The organism is Kordia sp. SMS9 (assembly GCF_003352465.1).
GTDB lineage: Bacteria > Bacteroidota > Bacteroidia > Flavobacteriales > Flavobacteriaceae > Kordia.
In genome coordinates this window covers 5,443,926-5,462,197 of record NZ_CP031153.1, presented here as the reverse complement: position 1 = coordinate 5,462,197, position 18,272 = coordinate 5,443,926, and the positions used below count along the sequence as shown (strand labels likewise).

Here is an 18,272-nt window from a genome sequence, read left to right as displayed (position 1 = left end):
CATTGCGTTCGACTTTTTTTTATGTAGATCACTTACGTGTCAATCTTTGTGTTTATAATCTGCTACTAACTTCTTGTAACGTTTCTCTAAATTTCTGTTGTCTATCAATATAATTACAAGTACTGAGAAAAAGATAAAGATAAAATATCCTAACACAGAATCGAGTGTTTCCTCTTCTCCTTCAGAAGAATTTACGATCATGCCACTATCGTCTGCTGCAATTTTGGAAGGTTCAAAAATAAATTCATCCGTTGTCGAACTTATATACGTTTCAGCACCTAATGAATTGTTATAATCAGTAGGTGAAGCATTGATTGCCCACAGCTGACTGGTACAGAAAAGGACTAATATAATGGTATAGGTTAGTTTCACAGTTTAAAAATATAAAAAAAAACTCACAAAAATAATTTTAAGGTCTGATTTTAAGTCTTTTACACAAAAGTAGTCTAGCCAATTTATAAAACAAACATATTGAAACCTGTTTTTTACGTTCCAAAGAACGAATTACGACTTCTCGTAACAGCTAGAAACATTTTTCGTGTTTCAAAACAATCAAATTGCTTAAAATGTATAGTTATCGGAGTTCTTTTTAGTGTTCAAATACATTTACTTATTATTTGGTACTAAAAATTACAACCTTTACAATAAAATCAAGTACAACAGAATTTTTGGCTTAGGGGAAGATTTTTCTGTGTACTACTAGATTTTATTACAATCTGGAATCCAATGATTCCGCTCTTTTTTTAAATCTGTAACAAATAAACAATTTTTTTTTGAGAAAACTGCTCTTACTATGCAAGATTCACTGCAAAGAAAGGAGGATTTTCCTCATTTTTTAAGAAATTCTTTGTAAGAATCACAGAATAACGAACAAATGTTAGTTAATTAACAAATTCATCAGCGATTGTATTTTTTAAATAGCACATAAAATGATGCCAATTGACGCAAAAGATGTCAAAATCACGTTCTGTGTTTAGTATTTTACAATTTTCTTTACTTCGTAGTCATTCAATCTTAAAAAGTAGATGCCGTTGGCAACCGAACTTACATCTAACTTGTCTGTAGAATTGAGTGTTCCTTCCATAATTTCTTTTCCTTGTTGATCGCTAAGGACATACGAAGTACTATTTGTCAATCCTGAAATATGTAACACATCTTTTGTAGGGTTTGGATAATAGGTAAACCTTCTTGCGGAAGCTTCCGCCACACTCAAGGTGGTTAAATCAAATAGTACCACTCTGCTGCCCGTTTGTTCTGCGATGTATAAATCACTTCCATCAATCAACAATCCCCAAGGACCATTTGGCAGCGTTAAAAATGTATCAATGACTGGCATAGCTTGGGTTACATCTGCTCTGGCTACAGCAGTATCGCTTGGCAATGAAAAATATAAAAAGTTTCCATCAAAGGCAACATCTACTGGGTTGCTATTAGCTATCAACACTTCTGTCAATACAGGATTGGCATCAGTAACATTGATTTTTGAGATGGTATTCCCATGGGTAATAAATAACTCGTCTCCACGAAAAGCGATGCCATTTACAAAAGTGCCAGGTATTCCTGTAACTACATCGACTGCCGTGGGATTGCTTTGTGTAAGATCTACTTTTACAATTTTAGCATCTTGCCGTAGTGAAATATACAATTCGTTGTTGCGAAAAGCCAAGCCCATAGGTGTAGGAACATTGGTCACCACATCCGTTAAAACGGCTGTTGGATTCGTAACATCAATCTTCACTACTTTATTGTTTGCCAACATCGGAATGTACAAGTCATTTCCTTGAAATGTTAAGAACACTCCAAAATCGAAGTTTGGTAAAAAAACCGTAGTATCGGTTGTAGAAGTGTTTGAAAGATCTTTTTGTCGAATAGACATGTTGCCAACAGAACTGATAAATAGCGTGTTTCCATTTTTGGCAACACCAACAGGATTTAAAAGTCCAGTAGTGGCAATTTCAGTAACCTGTGCAAAAGCAGCACAGGTGATACAGAGCAATACTGCAATACATGCGTGTGTGTAGTTTTTTTTCATGGTAATTGGTTTTAATGTTTACTTATAACAAAGTACTTTAAATAGCCTAGAATATAAAAAGGTAGTAAGATGGATTTATAAATTTTTCATGCTATTTAGTCAGTTTTCTATTTGATATACAGATGTTTATGTGTTTGCGGGATTATTTTGACACTGCAATCAATGACGTTGCTGTTTTTTGATGAAATGCGTTCTATGTGTACCTGTAGCATGATACAATCAAAAATACTTTCCTAAAAAATATTACAAGCGCATATAAGTTTTGTTAGTTTAACATCATCTTATGGTTACTAATGTCAAGCATTCATACGTAATTTATAAGTATTAAAATACATGCTTTTTCATACCTTATGTATGGTATTTCCGTAAGCCTTTATTGAATGTATCATGTAATTTTGATCTGTAATGTACGTACACATTTAATAACCAAAAATTAGAACTACCATGAAAAAAGTTTTCAATTACAAATGGCTGTTCCTATTCGTAGGAAGTAGTCTCTTTTTCAGTTGTCAGAACGAAACTGAACAAGCTTTAGAAGAATCTGCCGCAGAAGTAGCGCGTATTGATGTAAAATGGTTGGCACCAGACGACCATCCAGTAGTACAATTATTGTATAGCCGTGGGTATGAAAAAGGAACCATCTACGAAACAGAGGAATATTTCCTAGCACCACCCGATTTGTTTTACAGTAAAAATATAGAAGATTATCATATCGAGGATACAGGCGGCATTCCAAAACAAGCCTACAACACGGGGAAACTGGTGTCACTTGATAGAATGCGTATCAATGTGTTTTTAGACAATTCTATCGGAACCGATCTGCAAACGCAATCCGTCAATGCAATCAATGAACTTAACGGAATCAACAATTGCGCCTTATTCTTTGTACGTGTATTCAATGCCAATCAAGCACACATTACCATTCGAAGCGACTTTGGTGTAGAATCTACCAATGTGCTTGGGCGTGCAGGTTTTCCATCCAACGGACGTCCGTTTAATTTGGTAACACTCAACGTAGATCGTGTGGACGATTTTGGAGCAGACATCCGTAGAAATGTAGTCATTCATGAGTTGGGACACTGTGTAGGATTGCGTCATACCAACTGGCAAGCCAACAGAGAAAGCAGTGCGGTAAACATTCCGGGAACATCTGCATTTGACGCAGGTTCTATTATGTGGAGTTCGGCTAACGGAGGAACTCCATTTACGAATGGCGACTTAACAGCTTTTAGAGCATTATTTCCACGCGCTTTACGTATGGATGTGGTGAATGTCATTGACGATTACGATTACAGTGGAGAAATTTATGTGTTAGATGAGGTATATGTAGATGTTTTTGAAGATGGAAGTTATACCACAACATCCAACCTAAACAGAAACGTTACTGTCAACTACAAACTACGCATACAAGAATACAACCATACTTCGGGGACGTATACTTATAACAGAAGCAGAACGCTTACTGCGGGAAGCAATCGTTATTTCATTGACGAAGAAGAAGAAGAGTGTTCTCCGTACCAAGGTGAAACCTGTACCTCTGAAGATGTAGATATTACCTATGCGTTTAGCATATTATAGCTCAATAAACCCGTTGTGAATTTTGATAAAATACACAACGGGTTAAATACGTATTCAATAATACCAATTTACCTTAAAATGGTATAACATGAATTTTCTATGAAAAACATTCAATCTTCTTCGTTAAAAATACTCGCCTTAGCTAAGGCTGATACTGCGTTTTTTGCCTAGAATAGCAACCTTTTTCTTTACAAATCTTCTATGCCATTTAATACACATTTCTTCACCTACTAAAACATCCGTTTTTATATGCAATTAAGCGCAACAAAAACATTTGTTGCGCTTTTCTTGTGGTATAATACCATTAAACTATAAAATGCCACCTATACACTCGTTCATTTGCTATCCTAGTTCCTTGTGAATACTCTACGGCTATGCAAAGCATTCACTGCGTCCTATGATACCAAAGCAACTTCGTCTCTAAAGTCGCATTTTATAATCAAATTGGTATAACTTGTTGTTTCTTTCTCTTAAAATTGAGCTTATCAGGTAGAAATAGTCACAAAAAAAGCGAACCGAAGTCCGCTTGTATAACTGCTGTAAGGCAAAAATCTTATTTTATGTGGCAACCCAAACCGCCTTCCCATACAGGAACAGAATTACAAGTTACCTCGGATGCTTGTGGTTGACTTGTTCCGCCTTTTACACTTTGTGTATTCAAATTAGACACTTGCTTTTTGTTCAATACTAATGATACTAGGTTTCTTTTTTTCATGATATAGTTTTTTGGTTTACACAAAGATACTGAGTGTAGCGTCAAAAAAAGTATGGAAACCCCGTAGTTAAGGTAATCTTTTTCAATTGTTTAGTAGTAGAGGTGTACTTGTAAATTGTTTGTAAAAGGAACTCACATTTCAAAAATGATCAAATAAATACACAAAAAGAAGTTGTCTTAAAAGCAAAATGTTGTTAAACCGAATCAAGTTCAGCATAACATTTCTCAAAAACTTTTAAGACAACTTCAATTATATACAGATACTTTCAATACTTTTATTACAAAGCAATCGTACTCAGCATCGTTTCATTCTGTATATTATTCGGGTCTAAAGCATATTGGTATACACCTAGTTCGCCCACTAAAATCAATAAGTTATCCTGAATTATTACGTCAAAGCTTTCGGTATTAATGGCGTGTACTAGGTTCATATTTTCGGGATCGGAAATGTCAAAGATTTTTACTTCATCATCACACACAAATAAATAATCTCCATAAAAGCCCATGCCCACAGGTCCTGCTAAGTTTCGTTGCGAAATTAAAATCGGATTCGTTACATCCGTTACATCATACACTTCCAATAAATTTAAATCAATACCACATTGGTTTCCGCCTTTTAGCGTTACAAACGCATGTGTTGCCGTCGCAATCACAGGATCACAGGCCGTAAAATGTTCTACCGACGAGAGAAACTGAGGTGTTTCAAAATTAGTAGCATCATAAATAAACATTCCGTTTCTGGAACCGATGTACAGGTACGATTTATACGAGAATAAGGTTTCTATGTTAAAACCGACATTTACCGAATTGACCAATATCGGATTCTCGACATCATTAATATCAAATACATTTAAGTTCAGAAAATCTACGGTATACAAATGGTTGTCTAAAATGGTGAATCGCGCCAACGATCCTGATTGTCCGGACTCCGCAGAAGTGCTTGCGTCCGAATTCGCACTATCGGCATCACAGCCTACAAGGACTAGTGTGAAGCTTGCGATAATTATATATATATACTTTTTCATTTGTTTTTAATTTAAAGTCCAATTCACTACAACTTCATCTTCAGTCACCTCAGTATAAGATCCGTCAGGAGCCCAAATTACAGGAAATACATTCTTTACACGTTTGGTTTCAATAACGTTGGTCATTCCATCTGCAAACTTTAAAGCCACCAAATCTACTGCTTGATTAATGTAAAAAGATTCTCCTTTAAAAATGATATCGGTAACGCCAGGTGTGGTTAAAAACTTTTCCACCACCGGACTCGACGGATTTGCATTGTTGATAATGTGAAACCCTACATACGGTTCATTGACAAACAAGTAATTGCCGATGACATATATTTTTCCTGTTTCTTCAATAGGTCGCGCTGCTTGCACTGTAATTGAGTTTTCAAAATCGGTTCGAGAAAGAATCACAGGAGTATACGCACTCGTGAAACTAGCACCGCCTACGTCATCATCTGTAAGCCAACAAGAAACCAGACTCAGGCACACGATAGCGATGATTAGTTTATGTTTCATAATGGTTGTTTAGTAGTTAGATACAGAAGTGCCGCAATGGTTGCGTAGCCTTTTTATAAAAGCAAGAAGTGGTCTTAAAAGTGAAAAGCGTGTCAAACTTGCAACAAATGCCTAGTTGCAATCCTTGTTTTCGTAAGAAAATATAGAAAAGGGTAGGGATGTTTTTCCTGAATTTGTCATGTTTTATAACGGTTCATAGGAATTTTTTCCAAAAAAATTATGAGATTCATCTTGTAAAAAAGTAACGCTTACAAAAAATATATGACGCTTATAAACTCATATGAAGAAGGAGCAAGTTTTTTTATGATATTGAAACAGGCAATGCAAAGTGATGCTTGCTACCTACGAATACCAAAAGTAGCATGTGCAATTGCAGAAGCATTGAAAATTATGGGGAAAGTTTGTTGCAGGGCTGCGGGAACAAATCCCCCACGGGGGAACCCTTGTTGCAGGGTTGCAGGAACGAATTCCCCACGGGGGAACGCTTGTTGCAGAGCTGCAGGAACAAATCCCCCACGGGGAAAAGCTTGTTGCAGAGTTGCGGGGACAAATCCCCCTCGGGGAACCCTTGTTGCAGGGTTGCAGGAACAAATCCCCCAAAAAAAGAACCAAAAAGCGCTTTTGTATGGCAAAAAAAGCGGATTAATATTATAAAAAAGAAGAGAATTATACCAATTCTACTATACAATGCGACTTTATAGACGAAGTTGCTTTTGTATCATAGAACGCCGTGAATCTTTTGCATAGCCATAGCTACGGAAAATATTCACAAGGAACTAGGATGCCAAATGAACGAGTTTATAGGTTGCATTGTATAGTTTAATTGGTATTAGTAATCATTAAAACCAGTAGACTATGGAAACACCAAATTTCTCTCGCTACAGAAATAGCGAATTTTTACAGTACGTAAAAGATGTATTAGAATTAGTAAACGCACAGGATGTTGTCAATTTACAGCTCACAACTCCGCGAGACAACTTACAAGCAGTAGTTGACCAAATGGACAATCTATTTCAGCAGGAGCAAAGCAGTGGCATTACTCAAGAACTGATTGACTTGGACGAAAGACGCGACAAAGCTTTTATGGGATTAAAAGGGTTGTTAGAGTCACACCAACATCACTACGAAGAGGCCAAGCAGTTAGCGGCTCGCAGTTTATTGTACAATTTAAATTCTTTTGGAGATAATATCCCAAGATTGAATTACCAAGCAGAAACCGCAGTCATTGATAGCATGCTGGCAGATTGGAGTACAGAATCCATTTTGACAGCGGCGGTAACCACGTTGGGCATTGCCGATTGGGTAACGGAACTTACGGCAGCCAACCAAGCCTTTAACGATCGTTTCTTGGCAAGAATCTCGGAAAGTGCCGCCAATCCTGCACTAAGTTTTACCACTATGCGCGACAACAGTGCAGCTGTGTATCGTCAGTTAACGGCTCATATACAAGCGCATGCTACATTGGGTACCAATGCCGTACATCAAACCTTGCTTAATGAAGTAAACGAGCTGACCAATCATTACAACCAAACCGTGTATGCTCGTATTCGCAACACATCCAATACCACAGATACTTCCATCAACGATGAAGTACCAACGGATGATGATGTCGTAAACACAGAGAATGTGTAACGCCATGCTTATTATGAGCAACGCAGCGAAGCAGTCATCTGCCCGTTTTGATACGTCATTACGAGAAGCGCAGCGACGAAGTAATCTGCTTATCGCATAGCACGCACGTTCTTTAAACTAGTAAAACCACCTGAATTGTTTTTTATGGAAATGGTTTGGGTGGTTTTTTTGTGGTTGTTTTATTTATTAGTAAAATCAACTTCAAAACCATTGCGTGATAGATAAGACATGAAGTTTTGTAATAGATCTATTGCAAAAGGGTTATTGTAGCGTTTTATTCGTTCTATAGGAAAGTTGAAGATTCTTTCGTTTTTATTATAAACATTTACTTTTCCAATCGTAAATTTATTTATACAAAAAGGTCTGTCAAAATATGGGTTTAATAATTTTAATTCATCACTCATATTGCCTTTGAGACTATTTTTAATCTTTTCATAAGCTATATAAGCCTTTTCATGTTTTAAAATATTTTTATGAATGTACCTATATCTTTTCTTCCAAGAAGATTGAATTATAACATTATTTTCGATATTATCAATAGTTAAATCAATTGAAGAAAAGTTGTCAGAATTAAAAACTGTTAAATCCAATAAGTCAAGATTTATAATTTTATAATCAGGAAATGTTGCTACTATTATTTCATCATTAGATAAATCAGTGCTAAAAAGTTTATATGAAGTTGTTTGATTAAACTTTTGCTTCTTTAATTTGGATAAAGGGATTAAAACACCCTTATTATAATCTCTACTTCTTTTACCATTATTTCTTAATGCTAAGTTACAAGGTTGTACGGATAATATGTATTCTTTATTACCTATTTTAAACATATCGCCGTTTGCTAAAGGAAGATTAAGTTTATTTAATAGTTGTTGTCTAGTATACAATTCTTTTTTTCTTATTTCAGAAGATTCTGGACTATAATTTTCAGTAATATAACCGGTTTCAACGTTGTCAATGTTTCTTATTTTTTCAATAGATTCTACAAACTCTTTTCTTATATTTTCATCTAATAAAGAAGTATAATTGGCATCAGAACTTAATATATTGTTTAATCGAAATAGGGTTTTGATCTCCCATACACCTTCCTTGTATGAAGACTTTTGAACAATTTGATTAAATGTTTTAGGAGAAATATTTTGCAAGGTATTGATTGATGATATATTTGCTTCTTCAATAATTTTTATAGATTTTCCTTTTAGATCTTCAACATATTTAGTAGATAAAATATACTTTATTCCTTCTGCGAAGCCACTTAGTTTAGGATCAAATGCAAAACGACTTTTAGATATTGTACAAAAAAACCTTTCATCTAAACTAAACTGTTCAGAGTATTTTTTTCTGTAACTATCTTCATCTTCTTCACTGTATTTATGTGAAAATATTCCACAAATAACTTTATCTGAATGCTCACTTTCAATGAGACTTTTTGTTAATTCTATTCCATTCTGTTCTTTATTTGGACCTAAAAAACCTTCCAACTCAAAATCAAATAGACATAATATTCTTTTTTCTTCTTTTAGTGTTTTTAAAATTTCTTCTTTTTGATCTATCCATTGTTGAGGAGTGAGAAATATAATGTTTCCATCTTTAAAGTGGTTTTCAAATTCTAACGCAGGAATAATATTTGAGCTTTCGCTATCTCCTAAAAAACTTGACAATCCATGAATTAGATTTTTTTTATCGTCATTTTTATCCCATATCTTTTGAATTTCTGTGTTGAAAGCTGAATCAGAAAGGTGCCAATTAATTTTTTCTTCTAATATATCTTCTTTAGGATAGTTTTTTGAACTTTTAATTTGCTTTGTCATGCCAATAAAAAAGCTCTTTTGTTCTTCGATATCAAACTTATCGTCAATATATAATACAGTTTCTATACCTTCTTGCTCTAATAAGGTATAAATTGAATTAACAGCTATCTCAGTTAAATTAGGAGCTTCTTTTAGACTGATGGTAGTTTTTTTACTCATATTAAATCATAACATTACTTAAATTAATAGCAAATATGTATCTTTTGTCAAACTCATTTCGTTTAGGTTCTAGAGAGATAGTACAGTTCATGGCATCTAATAATTGCATGACAATGAAAAGTCCTAAACCCCTTCCTTCTTCTTTGGGTTTTGTAGATACAAAAGGTTCAAATATTTGGTTTTCGATATTTTTGGGGATGCCAAAACCATTATCTGAAATATATAGCCATGGTTGCTCAACAGTAATATGTATTTGGGGAGTAAAAAGTTTTTCTTTTAATTTTTTTTCTTTTAACCAATACTCTGAATTTATCAAAATATTGTCTATTATTTGGGTAAGTTTCCCTTTGTTGATTTTTAATGAAAAATCGTCTTTAATGTCAATAATTACATCAATACCTTTTGATTGGAACCTTTTTTTATAATATTCTTTTTCGTCAGATAAGTATTTTGAAAGACTGAATTCACCTTTCTTTTCTCGTTTATATTTAAGAGCGGGATCAATATGTCTTAATTGTATTTTTAGGCCATTTACAGTTTCATTAATATATTCTAATAAAATATAGCTATCAGACTCAGTAAGTCTATTGTCTTTCAGCTTTTGCTGATACAATAAAGCCCTTTCGTTTAGATTATCTGCAATATTTAAAAATTCGTGACTTATGGATTCAGCAGTTATACCCAAACCAGCTAATTCTGAAAAATTATCTAATTGTTCCTCTAATGTTCTTATTTTTGGTTCTAGAATATTAATTACATCGTTAAGCTTTTCTGTTTTTTTGATGATAGCTTCAACTTTTAAAAAAGCAGCTTGAATTTTCTGTAACTTTGAAAGTAATTTTTGAGCTTTTTTTACATTTTCTTTATTTTCTTCTGAAGCAAAAAGAGAATTGTTTATTACATCATTTACAACATCTGCTTGTTCATTTGCTAATTTGTTGACGGTAGGGCCAATATCTTTTAATTCACCCGCAACTGAGGTCGAATCTGTAACAATACTATTTATGTGGTTAAATGACTGCGTAGTAGTTTTTATACCACTGTTTTTTGTTTTGTATGTTTTTAGATATTCATTATATACTCTTCGAATTCTCTCTTGATAACTATTTATTTGTCTAGTTATAAAAAGTGCCATAGTAAAAAAATTCCTTGAATAGGGATTAGATACTAAGCCTTCTCTATCTGTTTTGTCTTTAAGATTTCTGTTAATACCTTCATCAATAGCAAAATAACCAATGACATTTTTTGGTCTTAATGGATAATAAGAAGAAGCTTTTGTTTGGGAATCTGAAAGTTTAAGCCAATCTTCTCCGTTTATACCAAAAGGTTTTATTGCAAAACCATTTCTAAATAATTTAATTCCTGCTTGACTTTGTGTGAAAGTTCTATAATTAGTCAAGCTATTAAAAATACTATTAATTCTTTCATCATGAGTTAGCCAATTATCATAGCTAAATTCATCAATAATGCCTTTGAATGCTCCGGGATTAGCTATTTCACCATTGAAAATTTCTAAACCTGGAATTTCATCAATTGTGAACACATTATTTAATTCTATGAAGAAGTTTTTATGATTGGATAATATAATGTCATTATATTTTTTATCATTTAAAAAGCTGTAAAACTTTTTACCATTGTCTGATTGTAGAAAATCTTCAAAATCTGCCTTTTTGTTTCCAATAAACTTAGATAATCTAGTTTTTCCTTTTATTTGAATTTTTCTTTCGTTGAAAGAAAATTCAAATTTTGAAATAGCAAAACTTCTTAAATCTTGATTTATTTTTTCAAGATCAATAATTTCATTATTAACAGTTAAATAAACATCAAAAGGTCTATTTTCTTTGTAAGGAGATATTATTTGAGAAACAGCCCCTTTAAACCGTTCTAGATTTTTTCCTTCCCATACTTCTGCATGGTTGAGATTTGTGAGGATTAACTTTGTTCCGTTATTTATTTTTGGACTGTATTCTTCTGATGTTATTCTTACTTCTGATAGCCGATCTTTTTTTTCAAAATCTTTCCAGTTAAACGCTAAATGAGTTCCTTCCTGATTATTGGTGTTTGTAAGAATTTCACATATATCTGCCAACCTTTGTGTACTTAATCTTCCTAGTCCTTTTTCTCCTAAAGGAGTTCTGCCTTTAGGAGTTTTGATTCCTTTAGCCTTTTGTTCACGTTTCTTTGAGTAAGAGATTAATAACCATGATTTAATTATGGTTTCCTCGCTCATGCCAAAACCATCATCTTCAACAGCTATATAACCTTTATGATTTGAGAATATTAAATCTTCGCTAGTATATTGTCCTTTAGTATTAATATCAATAGATACATAATTCGCATCAGCATCATAGGCGTTCTTTATAAGCTCTAAAAGTGCGGTTACCTCATCGGAAACTAATTGCTCTCCTAATTGCTTAACAATGTGCGGGGTTATATCAAAGTGATAATTATTATTCATTAATGTTTTAGCTCTTATAGATTAAGATTTTTTCTTTACTCATTGTTTTAGAAAAGTTATTTTTATCAGGCATTCTTTTCGATAAAATTTCTCTGTCTAAGTCAGTGAATATTTTAATTCCTTTTGTTTCTAATATTTCAGTAAGAATTTGATCATTTTTAACCTCTCTGTTATTTACAGTTCTATTCCCAACAGTCCAAGCAAAATAAGAATTCGGTATCATTTTATCCAAAACATTGTCTATAGTAACATCTAAATCATGAATAAAATTTACAACTTTCCTTGCTTTTTTTCTTTCTTCTAAATTGAAATTGTTGAAAAAACATTTTAAGGTTTTTGACTTGGAAAACATTTCCTTTTCAATAACTGTGTAATCACTTTTGTTTTTCCCGCCTAAACTCCTTGAATCAATTTCTTGTATAACATCTAAATAGTTCATAGAAATATTTTCATCAATATCTGTCACAGGAATCCATTGCAAAGGTAAGTATGAAAACTGTCCATAAGTTACAGTAGTATGGTTATCACCATAAGGTGGTGAAGTCACAAGTAGGTTGTGTTTACTTTCCGTATTTAACTTTTCTTTAGAATCTCCCCATGCAACTTTTACATCAAAAATATATTTATCATTTTCCACCAAGTTATTTTCGATTAGTTTATTTTTAACTTCAAAAATGTCATTTATACTCCTTTGAGATATTTTAATAAAATATTGTTTTGGAGAAAGTTTTCGATTGTTAATATCTTCTTGTGTTCTTATGTGCATTTTAAAAGTGGAAGTTCTGTCATTACTAGTTAATCGTATTACTTCTGCTAAAGCAACCCAATAAAACTTTCTGATAAATAGGTTTTCTTCTTGAAGGATAAGTCTTCTTATTTGTGATAATTCAATTTGAACTTCTTTCTTAAACCATTTGTCAATGTTTTTGAAACTAATATTAATTTTTTCTGATCTGACTCTATTTAATCTCTTTTGAAAATTTGAAAAGCTAACTTTTAAATCATCAGAATAAATATTAGTTTTAACTTGACTTATTAACAATGATAACGGATTTATATCTTGCCCAAAAGAATTAATGCCATAACGCATGGACGTAATTATAGTATTTGAAGCTCCCATAAATGGATCTATCATGGAAGAATTTTTAGGGAGGGCGTCAATAAGTGTCCTTATAATGGGTTCTTGTACACTAGGAACCATCATAGCAGGATAATTCAAGATTTTGCGTGCGTAGTCATTCCTATCAAAGTTATCCCCATTTAATATTTCTGTACTTATAGAATTTAATCGCCTCTTTATCTGTCTAGTTGTTATCACTATATCTTATTAAGATTTTAATAATGGCAAAAGATAGGAATTTTAATCATATATTCTTGGTTAGTAATAAAATGAATTCCTATTATTTCATCATTATTACTCTTAAAGTATTCTAGTTTTATTTTGCAGATAACCTCAAATAACCTAAGCCTGCTTAATATCCCGAATATACAACCCCGTCAATTCTCTAATAGTCTGATTATCGTACCCTTTCGCTTTCATCTTACGCGCAATCTCCATCGCTTTCGCTTTCTCTGATTTCTCCTTCTCAATACGCAAATGCAATTCCTTCATCATTTCGCTTTCGCGTTCTCGTATTTCGTACAAACCGCTTTTTTTTAGTTCGGCAATAATGCCTTTGCTTTGAAAGCTCGTAAAACCACTTTCGGTAATAATCAAATGGTCTACCACTTCAATATTAATCAGTTTTCCCACCTTTAGCATTCGGTCGGTAAGGTCTCTATCACTTTGCGAAGGTTTCAAGTTACCACTTGGGTGGTTGTGTACCAAAATCATCTTTACGGCAAGTTTATAAATCGCCATACGGAACACATCGGGCGGCGAAGCATTCACGCGGTTTTGTGTGCCAATACCTATCAACTCCACAAACAAAATGGTGTTATCAGTTTTCAGCCCAACAACCCAAAAATGTTCCTGCGCGCGGCGTATCTTATTTTGGCGAAGTAAAATTTGTTGCATCACGCTGTACACATCGTGTGCATTTAATATCTGTATCTTTTGTGCTTCGGTTAATCGTACGTTCATATTTCAAATATAGGAATTTACGACGAAGGTTTTAAAAATGTTGGTGTTTTATTAGCATGCATGTCCCTAAGAAAACGGCAAAGAAATCAAGCAAAACTAAACCATAATATGTAAACTAAACCAAGAGGGCTGAGGCACTCGAAGCCCTCCATTCTTTAACCAACTACTTCAAAGCAGTCAGTCGAACTATTTTAAATCTCGAGTATCGAGTAAAAAATATCTAATAATCCGTTCTACAGGTAGAATCTGGTTTGGTATCTGGTCCTACAAACTTTGTCGGTCGAACACCTTCTGGACAAATGCTAACAGAATCACACACCGCAAATTGTGAGCATCCTGTTTTGGTTGCATAATCCGTAGTACGAATGATAACGATAGTGGCAACATCTACAATAGAATCCGTTCCGCCAGAAAGGCTATAACTGTGCAAACTGGAAATGGTCGACTTCTGAAGCGACAAGCTTTTTAAATTCTTTTTTTTCATAATCAAAGGTATAAATAATGAATACTAAGTTTTTGTACTATTAAGATACTGATAAAAGCGGAAGCCGAAGTACGGTTTTCCCGTAAAAATGGCGTAACATATTGATTTTGAATAACTACAGGTCGTCACTTCGAGTGGCGAATCTGTGATTCGTTGTATCGAGAAGTACTTTGAAACGGGAAGGAATTAGTAGTGAGCTATTAGTAGTGAGAATTGAGATGTTAGTATTGAGAAGTTTCGATTGTCGTTTCTGCGGAGGTGAGAATCTACATAGGAAGTTAGAAGGCATTAGTGGATTTGGTATTAGGAATTAGTAGTGAGCTATTAGTAGTGAGAATTGAGTATTGAGAGTATATGAAACGTCATTACGAGGAAGGATGACGAAGTAATCTGTAAGTATCAGAGCATAATTTTAGTATGAAACTAACAGATTGCCACGGCTTCGCCTCGCAAAGACGTATCAAAGGAGTATTGAGAAGTTAGTAGTGAGTATTGAGAAGTTTCGATTGTCGTTTCTGCGGAGGTGAGAACCTACATAGGAAGTTAGAAGGCATTAGTGGATTTGGTATTAGGAATTAGTAGTGAGCTATTAGTAGTGAGAATTGAGTATTGAGAGTATATGAAACGTCAAGGAGGAAGGATGACGAAGTAATCTGTAAGTATCAGAGCATAATTTTAGTATGAAACTAACAGATTGCCACGGCTTCGCCTCGCAAAGACGTATCAAAGAAGTAGTGAGATGTTAGTTTTGAGTATTGAGAAGTTTCAAAACACAAACTAATAGCACAAAACTTCAAACAAATCAACAAACAAACAAATTGACAAAAAACAAAAAACAAAAAACAAAAAACGAACAACCAACAACGAGCAACCAACAACCAAAACAGTATCAAAGAAAAGCCGTATTTTTACAAAAGTGTACTACACACGAAAAATTGCTACAATGAAGATCGTAAAATTCACAAAAAAAGGAATCTACTGCATTCCAGGGAAGTTTTATTTAGATCCTTGGTTGCCTGTGGACTATGCCGTTATTTCCCACGGACACGCCGATCATGCACGTTGGGGAATGAAACACTATCTATGTCACACACATACCAAAAATATTCTCAAACATCGCATCAGTGACGACATTTCGGTGGAAACACTCAATTACAACGAACCAAAAACCATCAACGGTGTAAAACTCAGTTTTCATCCTGCGGGACACATCATCGGTTCGGCACAAATTCGATTGGAATACAAAGGAAAAGTAGTCGTTTTCACGGGAGATTACAAAGTAAAACACGACCACATTACCATTCCGTTTGAAACGGTAAAATGTCACGAATTCATTACGGAAAGCACGTTCGGATTGCCGATTTACAAATGGTTGCCCGAAGAAACGTTGCAACAACAAATTCACAATTGGATCCTACAAAACCAAGCCAACAAGCGCACGAGTGTCTTATTTGGCTATTCGTTGGGAAAAGCACAGCGCATCATGAAACTAGTAGAAGGTATAGACGAAATTCTCGTACACAATGCCATCTATCACATCAATAACGCGATTGAAAGTTCGGGAATTGTCTTGCCAGAAACAACACGTTTGGATGGAAACTTCAACAAAGCAGACATTCAAAACAAAATCATCATCATGCCACCAGGATTACTAGGAAGCAAAATGCTCAAACGTGTGCCCAATGCCGCGACGGCGATCTGTTCTGGTTGGATGCAAATTCGCGGAAACCGACGTTGGCGAGGCGTCGATGCAGGTTTTGCCGTCAGTGATCATGCCGATTGGGATGGTTTGTTGCAAGCCGTCAAAGCTTCAGAAGCTGAAAAAGTATACGTCACGCATGGTTCGCAAGCCACGTTTGCCAAATACTTAAATGAAATTGGAATCGCTGCGGCGGAAGTCATCACGGAATATGGCGACAACGAATTAGAAGCGGCAGAAGCCAAAAAAGAAGCAACGGTATGAAACGATTTTCAGCACTCATCAGCGCGATAGAAATCACGAACAAAACGAATGCTAAAATTGCGGCATTAGTTGAATATTTCAAAGTCGCGGAAGACAAAGACAAGTTGTGGATGATCATGCTCTTTACAGGAAAACGCCCGCCACGACCTGTAAAATCTTCCCTCATGAAACAATGGTGTGCCGAAATCACAGCATTGCCCGAATGGTTGTTTTTAGAAAGTTACAGCACCGTGGGCGATTTGGGAGAAACCCTAGCGTTGCTCTTGCCACCACCAACACACCACATCGAAAAATCGTTGGATGCGTGGATGCAGGAACTCCTTCAACTCAAATCAAAAACAGACGAAGAAAAAAAAGAATATGTACTCAACGCGTGGAGCGGATTGGAAGCACAAGAACGATTGATCTTTAACAAACTCATTGGTGGAAGCTTCCGAATTGGAGTTTCTAAAAAAACTTTGGTCAACGCGTTGGCGAAACTGACAAACATTGACGCCAATCAACTCATGCACAGCATCATTGGAAATTGGGATATCAACTCCATTACCTTTGACGAATTGCTCTCGGGAAGTCACATCAACTACGACAATTCCAAACCCTATCCGTTCTGTTTGGCGTACGCGTTGGAAAAAGAATTGGATGAATTGGGCGACATCAACGATTGGCAAGCAGAATACAAATGGGATGGCATTCGCGGGCAAATCGTCAAGCGAAACAACGAATTATTTATATGGAGCAGAGGCGAAGAACTCGTTACAAAACAATTTCCCGAACTCACGGAAGTCTTTCAAACTTGGAAGCACGATTTTGTGATCGATGGTGAAATTCTCGCGATCAAAGATAGCAGTGTATTATTATTCAACGATTTGCAAAAACGCTTAAATCGGAAGAACATCTCTAAAAAACTATTAGAAGAAGTGCCTGTTGGGTTTTATGCGTACGATATATTGGAATTTGAAAATGAGGACATTCGTGAAAAACCCTTAGCGGAACGCCGTGAAAAACTAGAGTTGATCTTTCAGCAAAGCAAAGCAGAAAACATTCAACTATCTGAAATAGTAAAGGTTGATAATTGGGAAGCATTGCACGAAATCCGCGAACACTCGCGCAGTGTCAATTCGGAAGGTTTGATGTTGAAGCAAAAAAAATCACCCTATCACACAGGACGTAAAAAAGGCGATTGGTGGAAATGGAAAGTAGATCCGTTAACCATTGATGCCGTCATGATTTACGCCCAAAAAGGAAGCGGACGCCGAAGTTCCAAATACACTGATTATACGTTTGCCGTACAAAAAGAAGACGGTTTGGTCACGGTTGCCAAAGCCTATTCAGGACTCACTGATGTGGAAATCACAGAAATCAGTCGTTGGGTAAACAAAAACGCGATTGAAAAATTTGGACCTGTGCGCACGGTCAAACCTGAGTTGGTCTTTGAAATCGCCTTTGAAGGCATCGCGTTGAGCAAACGCCACAAATCGGGCGTTGCTTTGCGTTTTCCAAGAATCAAACGCTGGCGAAAAGACAAAACCGTCAACGAAATTGATACCATTGAAAGTGTGAAGGATTTGATTTTCACTAGTTCTTGAGTAGTGGTGAGATATTAGTATTGAGTATTGAGAATCGAGAGTGTATGAAACGTCATTACGAGGAAGGATGACGAAGTAATCTGTAAGTATCAAAGCACACTTTTAGTATGAAACCAGCGGATTGCCACGGCTTCGCCTCGCAAAGACGTATTGAAGAAGTAGTGAGATATTAGTATTGAGTATTGAGAGTGTATGAAACGTCATTACGAGGAAGGATGACGAAGTAATCTGTAAGTATCAAAGCATAA

General features: G+C 35.0%; 14 protein-coding genes. 4 read left to right on the top strand and 10 right to left on the bottom strand.

The annotated features are described in order from the left end of the window. Positions 1–39: 39 nt before the first annotated feature. Both KORDIASMS9_RS22875 and KORDIASMS9_RS22870 read right to left on the bottom strand, forming a co-directional pair. Positions 40–372: a hypothetical protein gene (locus tag KORDIASMS9_RS22875; RefSeq protein ID WP_114905082.1), complete on the bottom strand. Its 333-nt coding sequence runs from the start codon at positions 370–372 to the stop codon at positions 40–42. Positions 373–973: 601 nt separating this feature from the next. Then, a complete protein-coding gene (locus tag KORDIASMS9_RS22870; RefSeq protein WP_114905081.1) occupies positions 974–2,032 on the bottom strand; it encodes a T9SS type A sorting domain-containing protein in 1,059 nt (352 codons plus the stop codon). A 444-nt stretch (positions 2,033–2,476) separates the two neighbouring features. Here KORDIASMS9_RS22870 and KORDIASMS9_RS22865 point away from each other — a divergent pair, with 444 nt between their 5' ends. Further along, complete coding sequence (locus KORDIASMS9_RS22865; protein WP_114905080.1) at positions 2,477–3,610, top strand: M57 family metalloprotease; 1,134 nt, start codon at positions 2,477–2,479, stop codon at positions 3,608–3,610. A gap of 553 nt (positions 3,611–4,163) precedes the next feature. Here KORDIASMS9_RS22865 and KORDIASMS9_RS23580 read toward each other — a convergent pair. From KORDIASMS9_RS23580 to KORDIASMS9_RS22855, 3 genes are all read right to left on the bottom strand, one after another. Continuing rightward, positions 4,164–4,325, bottom strand: a complete 162-nt coding sequence (locus KORDIASMS9_RS23580) for a hypothetical protein (protein ID WP_162820133.1) — start codon at positions 4,323–4,325, stop codon at positions 4,164–4,166. Between the two features lie 278 nt (positions 4,326–4,603). Continuing rightward, positions 4,604–5,350, bottom strand: a complete 747-nt coding sequence (locus KORDIASMS9_RS22860) for an LVIVD repeat-containing protein (protein ID WP_114905079.1) — start codon at positions 5,348–5,350, stop codon at positions 4,604–4,606. 6 nt (positions 5,351–5,356) lie between these two features. After that, the gene (locus tag KORDIASMS9_RS22855; RefSeq protein WP_114905078.1) at positions 5,357–5,851 is read right to left on the bottom strand and encodes a hypothetical protein; all 495 of its coding nucleotides are present in this window, start codon (positions 5,849–5,851) and stop codon (positions 5,357–5,359) included. An 855-nt stretch (positions 5,852–6,706) separates the two neighbouring features. On the opposite strand from KORDIASMS9_RS22855, the gene KORDIASMS9_RS22845 reads away from it, so the two are divergent. Then, positions 6,707–7,483, top strand: coding sequence for a DUF6261 family protein (locus KORDIASMS9_RS22845; RefSeq protein ID WP_114905076.1), 777 nt, complete (start codon positions 6,707–6,709; stop codon positions 7,481–7,483). A gap of 179 nt (positions 7,484–7,662) precedes the next feature. Here KORDIASMS9_RS22845 and KORDIASMS9_RS22840 read toward each other — a convergent pair whose 3' ends face one another. The 5 genes from KORDIASMS9_RS22840 to KORDIASMS9_RS22820 form a co-directional block, all read right to left on the bottom strand. After that, a complete protein-coding gene (locus KORDIASMS9_RS22840) occupies positions 7,663–9,450 on the bottom strand; it encodes a hypothetical protein (RefSeq protein ID WP_114905075.1) in 1,788 nt (595 codons plus the stop codon). Position 9,451: 1 nt separating this feature from the next. Continuing rightward, positions 9,452–11,908 carry an ATP-binding protein gene (locus tag KORDIASMS9_RS22835; RefSeq protein WP_114905074.1) on the bottom strand — a complete coding sequence of 819 codons (2,457 nt, stop codon included), beginning with the start codon at positions 11,906–11,908 and terminating at the stop codon, positions 9,452–9,454. 7 nt (positions 11,909–11,915) lie between these two features. Then, complete coding sequence (locus tag KORDIASMS9_RS22830; protein ID WP_162820132.1) at positions 11,916–13,043, bottom strand: site-specific DNA-methyltransferase; 1,128 nt, start codon at positions 13,041–13,043, stop codon at positions 11,916–11,918. A gap of 327 nt (positions 13,044–13,370) precedes the next feature. Then, positions 13,371–13,991 carry a JAB domain-containing protein gene (locus tag KORDIASMS9_RS22825; protein ID WP_114905072.1) on the bottom strand — a complete coding sequence of 207 codons (621 nt, stop codon included), beginning with the start codon at positions 13,989–13,991 and terminating at the stop codon, positions 13,371–13,373. Positions 13,992–14,211: 220 nt separating this feature from the next. Further along, on the bottom strand, positions 14,212–14,475 hold the full coding sequence (locus tag KORDIASMS9_RS22820) for a hypothetical protein (protein WP_114905071.1): 264 nt from the start codon (positions 14,473–14,475) through the stop codon (positions 14,212–14,214). Positions 14,476–15,418: 943 nt separating this feature from the next. Here KORDIASMS9_RS22820 and KORDIASMS9_RS22810 point away from each other — a divergent pair. Next, entirely contained in the window at positions 15,419–16,438 is a 1,020-nt protein-coding gene (locus tag KORDIASMS9_RS22810; protein WP_114905069.1) for a ligase-associated DNA damage response exonuclease, read from the top strand. Further along, complete coding sequence (locus KORDIASMS9_RS22805; protein WP_114905068.1) at positions 16,435–18,024, top strand: ATP-dependent DNA ligase; 1,590 nt, start codon at positions 16,435–16,437, stop codon at positions 18,022–18,024. Before KORDIASMS9_RS22810 ends, KORDIASMS9_RS22805 begins: the two co-directional genes overlap by 4 nt. Positions 18,025–18,272: the final 248 nt, after the last annotated feature.

What these genes read in the sequence shown, in the direction of transcription:
- KORDIASMS9_RS23580 (WP_162820133.1), bottom strand. Translation starts at nt 4,325, where the DNA reads ATGAAAAAAAGAAACCTAGTATCATTAGTATTGAACAAAAAGCAAGTG.
- KORDIASMS9_RS22870 (WP_114905081.1), bottom strand. Translation starts at nt 2,032, where the DNA reads ATGAAAAAAAACTACACACACGCATGTATTGCAGTATTGCTCTGTATC.
- KORDIASMS9_RS22835 (WP_114905074.1), bottom strand. Translation starts at nt 11,908, where the DNA reads ATGAATAATAATTATCACTTTGATATAACCCCGCACATTGTTAAGCAA.
- KORDIASMS9_RS22855 (WP_114905078.1), bottom strand. Translation starts at nt 5,851, where the DNA reads ATGAAACATAAACTAATCATCGCTATCGTGTGCCTGAGTCTGGTTTCT.
- KORDIASMS9_RS22820 (WP_114905071.1), bottom strand. Translation starts at nt 14,475, where the DNA reads ATGAAAAAAAAGAATTTAAAAAGCTTGTCGCTTCAGAAGTCGACCATT.
- KORDIASMS9_RS22860 (WP_114905079.1), bottom strand. Translation starts at nt 5,350, where the DNA reads ATGAAAAAGTATATATATATAATTATCGCAAGCTTCACACTAGTCCTT.
- KORDIASMS9_RS22805 (WP_114905068.1), top strand. Translation starts at nt 16,435, where the DNA reads ATGAAACGATTTTCAGCACTCATCAGCGCGATAGAAATCACGAACAAA.
- KORDIASMS9_RS22830 (WP_162820132.1), bottom strand. Translation starts at nt 13,043, where the DNA reads ATGATAGATCCATTTATGGGAGCTTCAAATACTATAATTACGTCCATG.
- KORDIASMS9_RS22825 (WP_114905072.1), bottom strand. Translation starts at nt 13,991, where the DNA reads ATGAACGTACGATTAACCGAAGCACAAAAGATACAGATATTAAATGCA.
- KORDIASMS9_RS22865 (WP_114905080.1), top strand. Translation starts at nt 2,477, where the DNA reads ATGAAAAAAGTTTTCAATTACAAATGGCTGTTCCTATTCGTAGGAAGT.
- KORDIASMS9_RS22840 (WP_114905075.1), bottom strand. Translation starts at nt 9,450, where the DNA reads ATGAGTAAAAAAACTACCATCAGTCTAAAAGAAGCTCCTAATTTAACT.
- KORDIASMS9_RS22810 (WP_114905069.1), top strand. Translation starts at nt 15,419, where the DNA reads ATGAAGATCGTAAAATTCACAAAAAAAGGAATCTACTGCATTCCAGGG.
- KORDIASMS9_RS22845 (WP_114905076.1), top strand. Translation starts at nt 6,707, where the DNA reads ATGGAAACACCAAATTTCTCTCGCTACAGAAATAGCGAATTTTTACAG.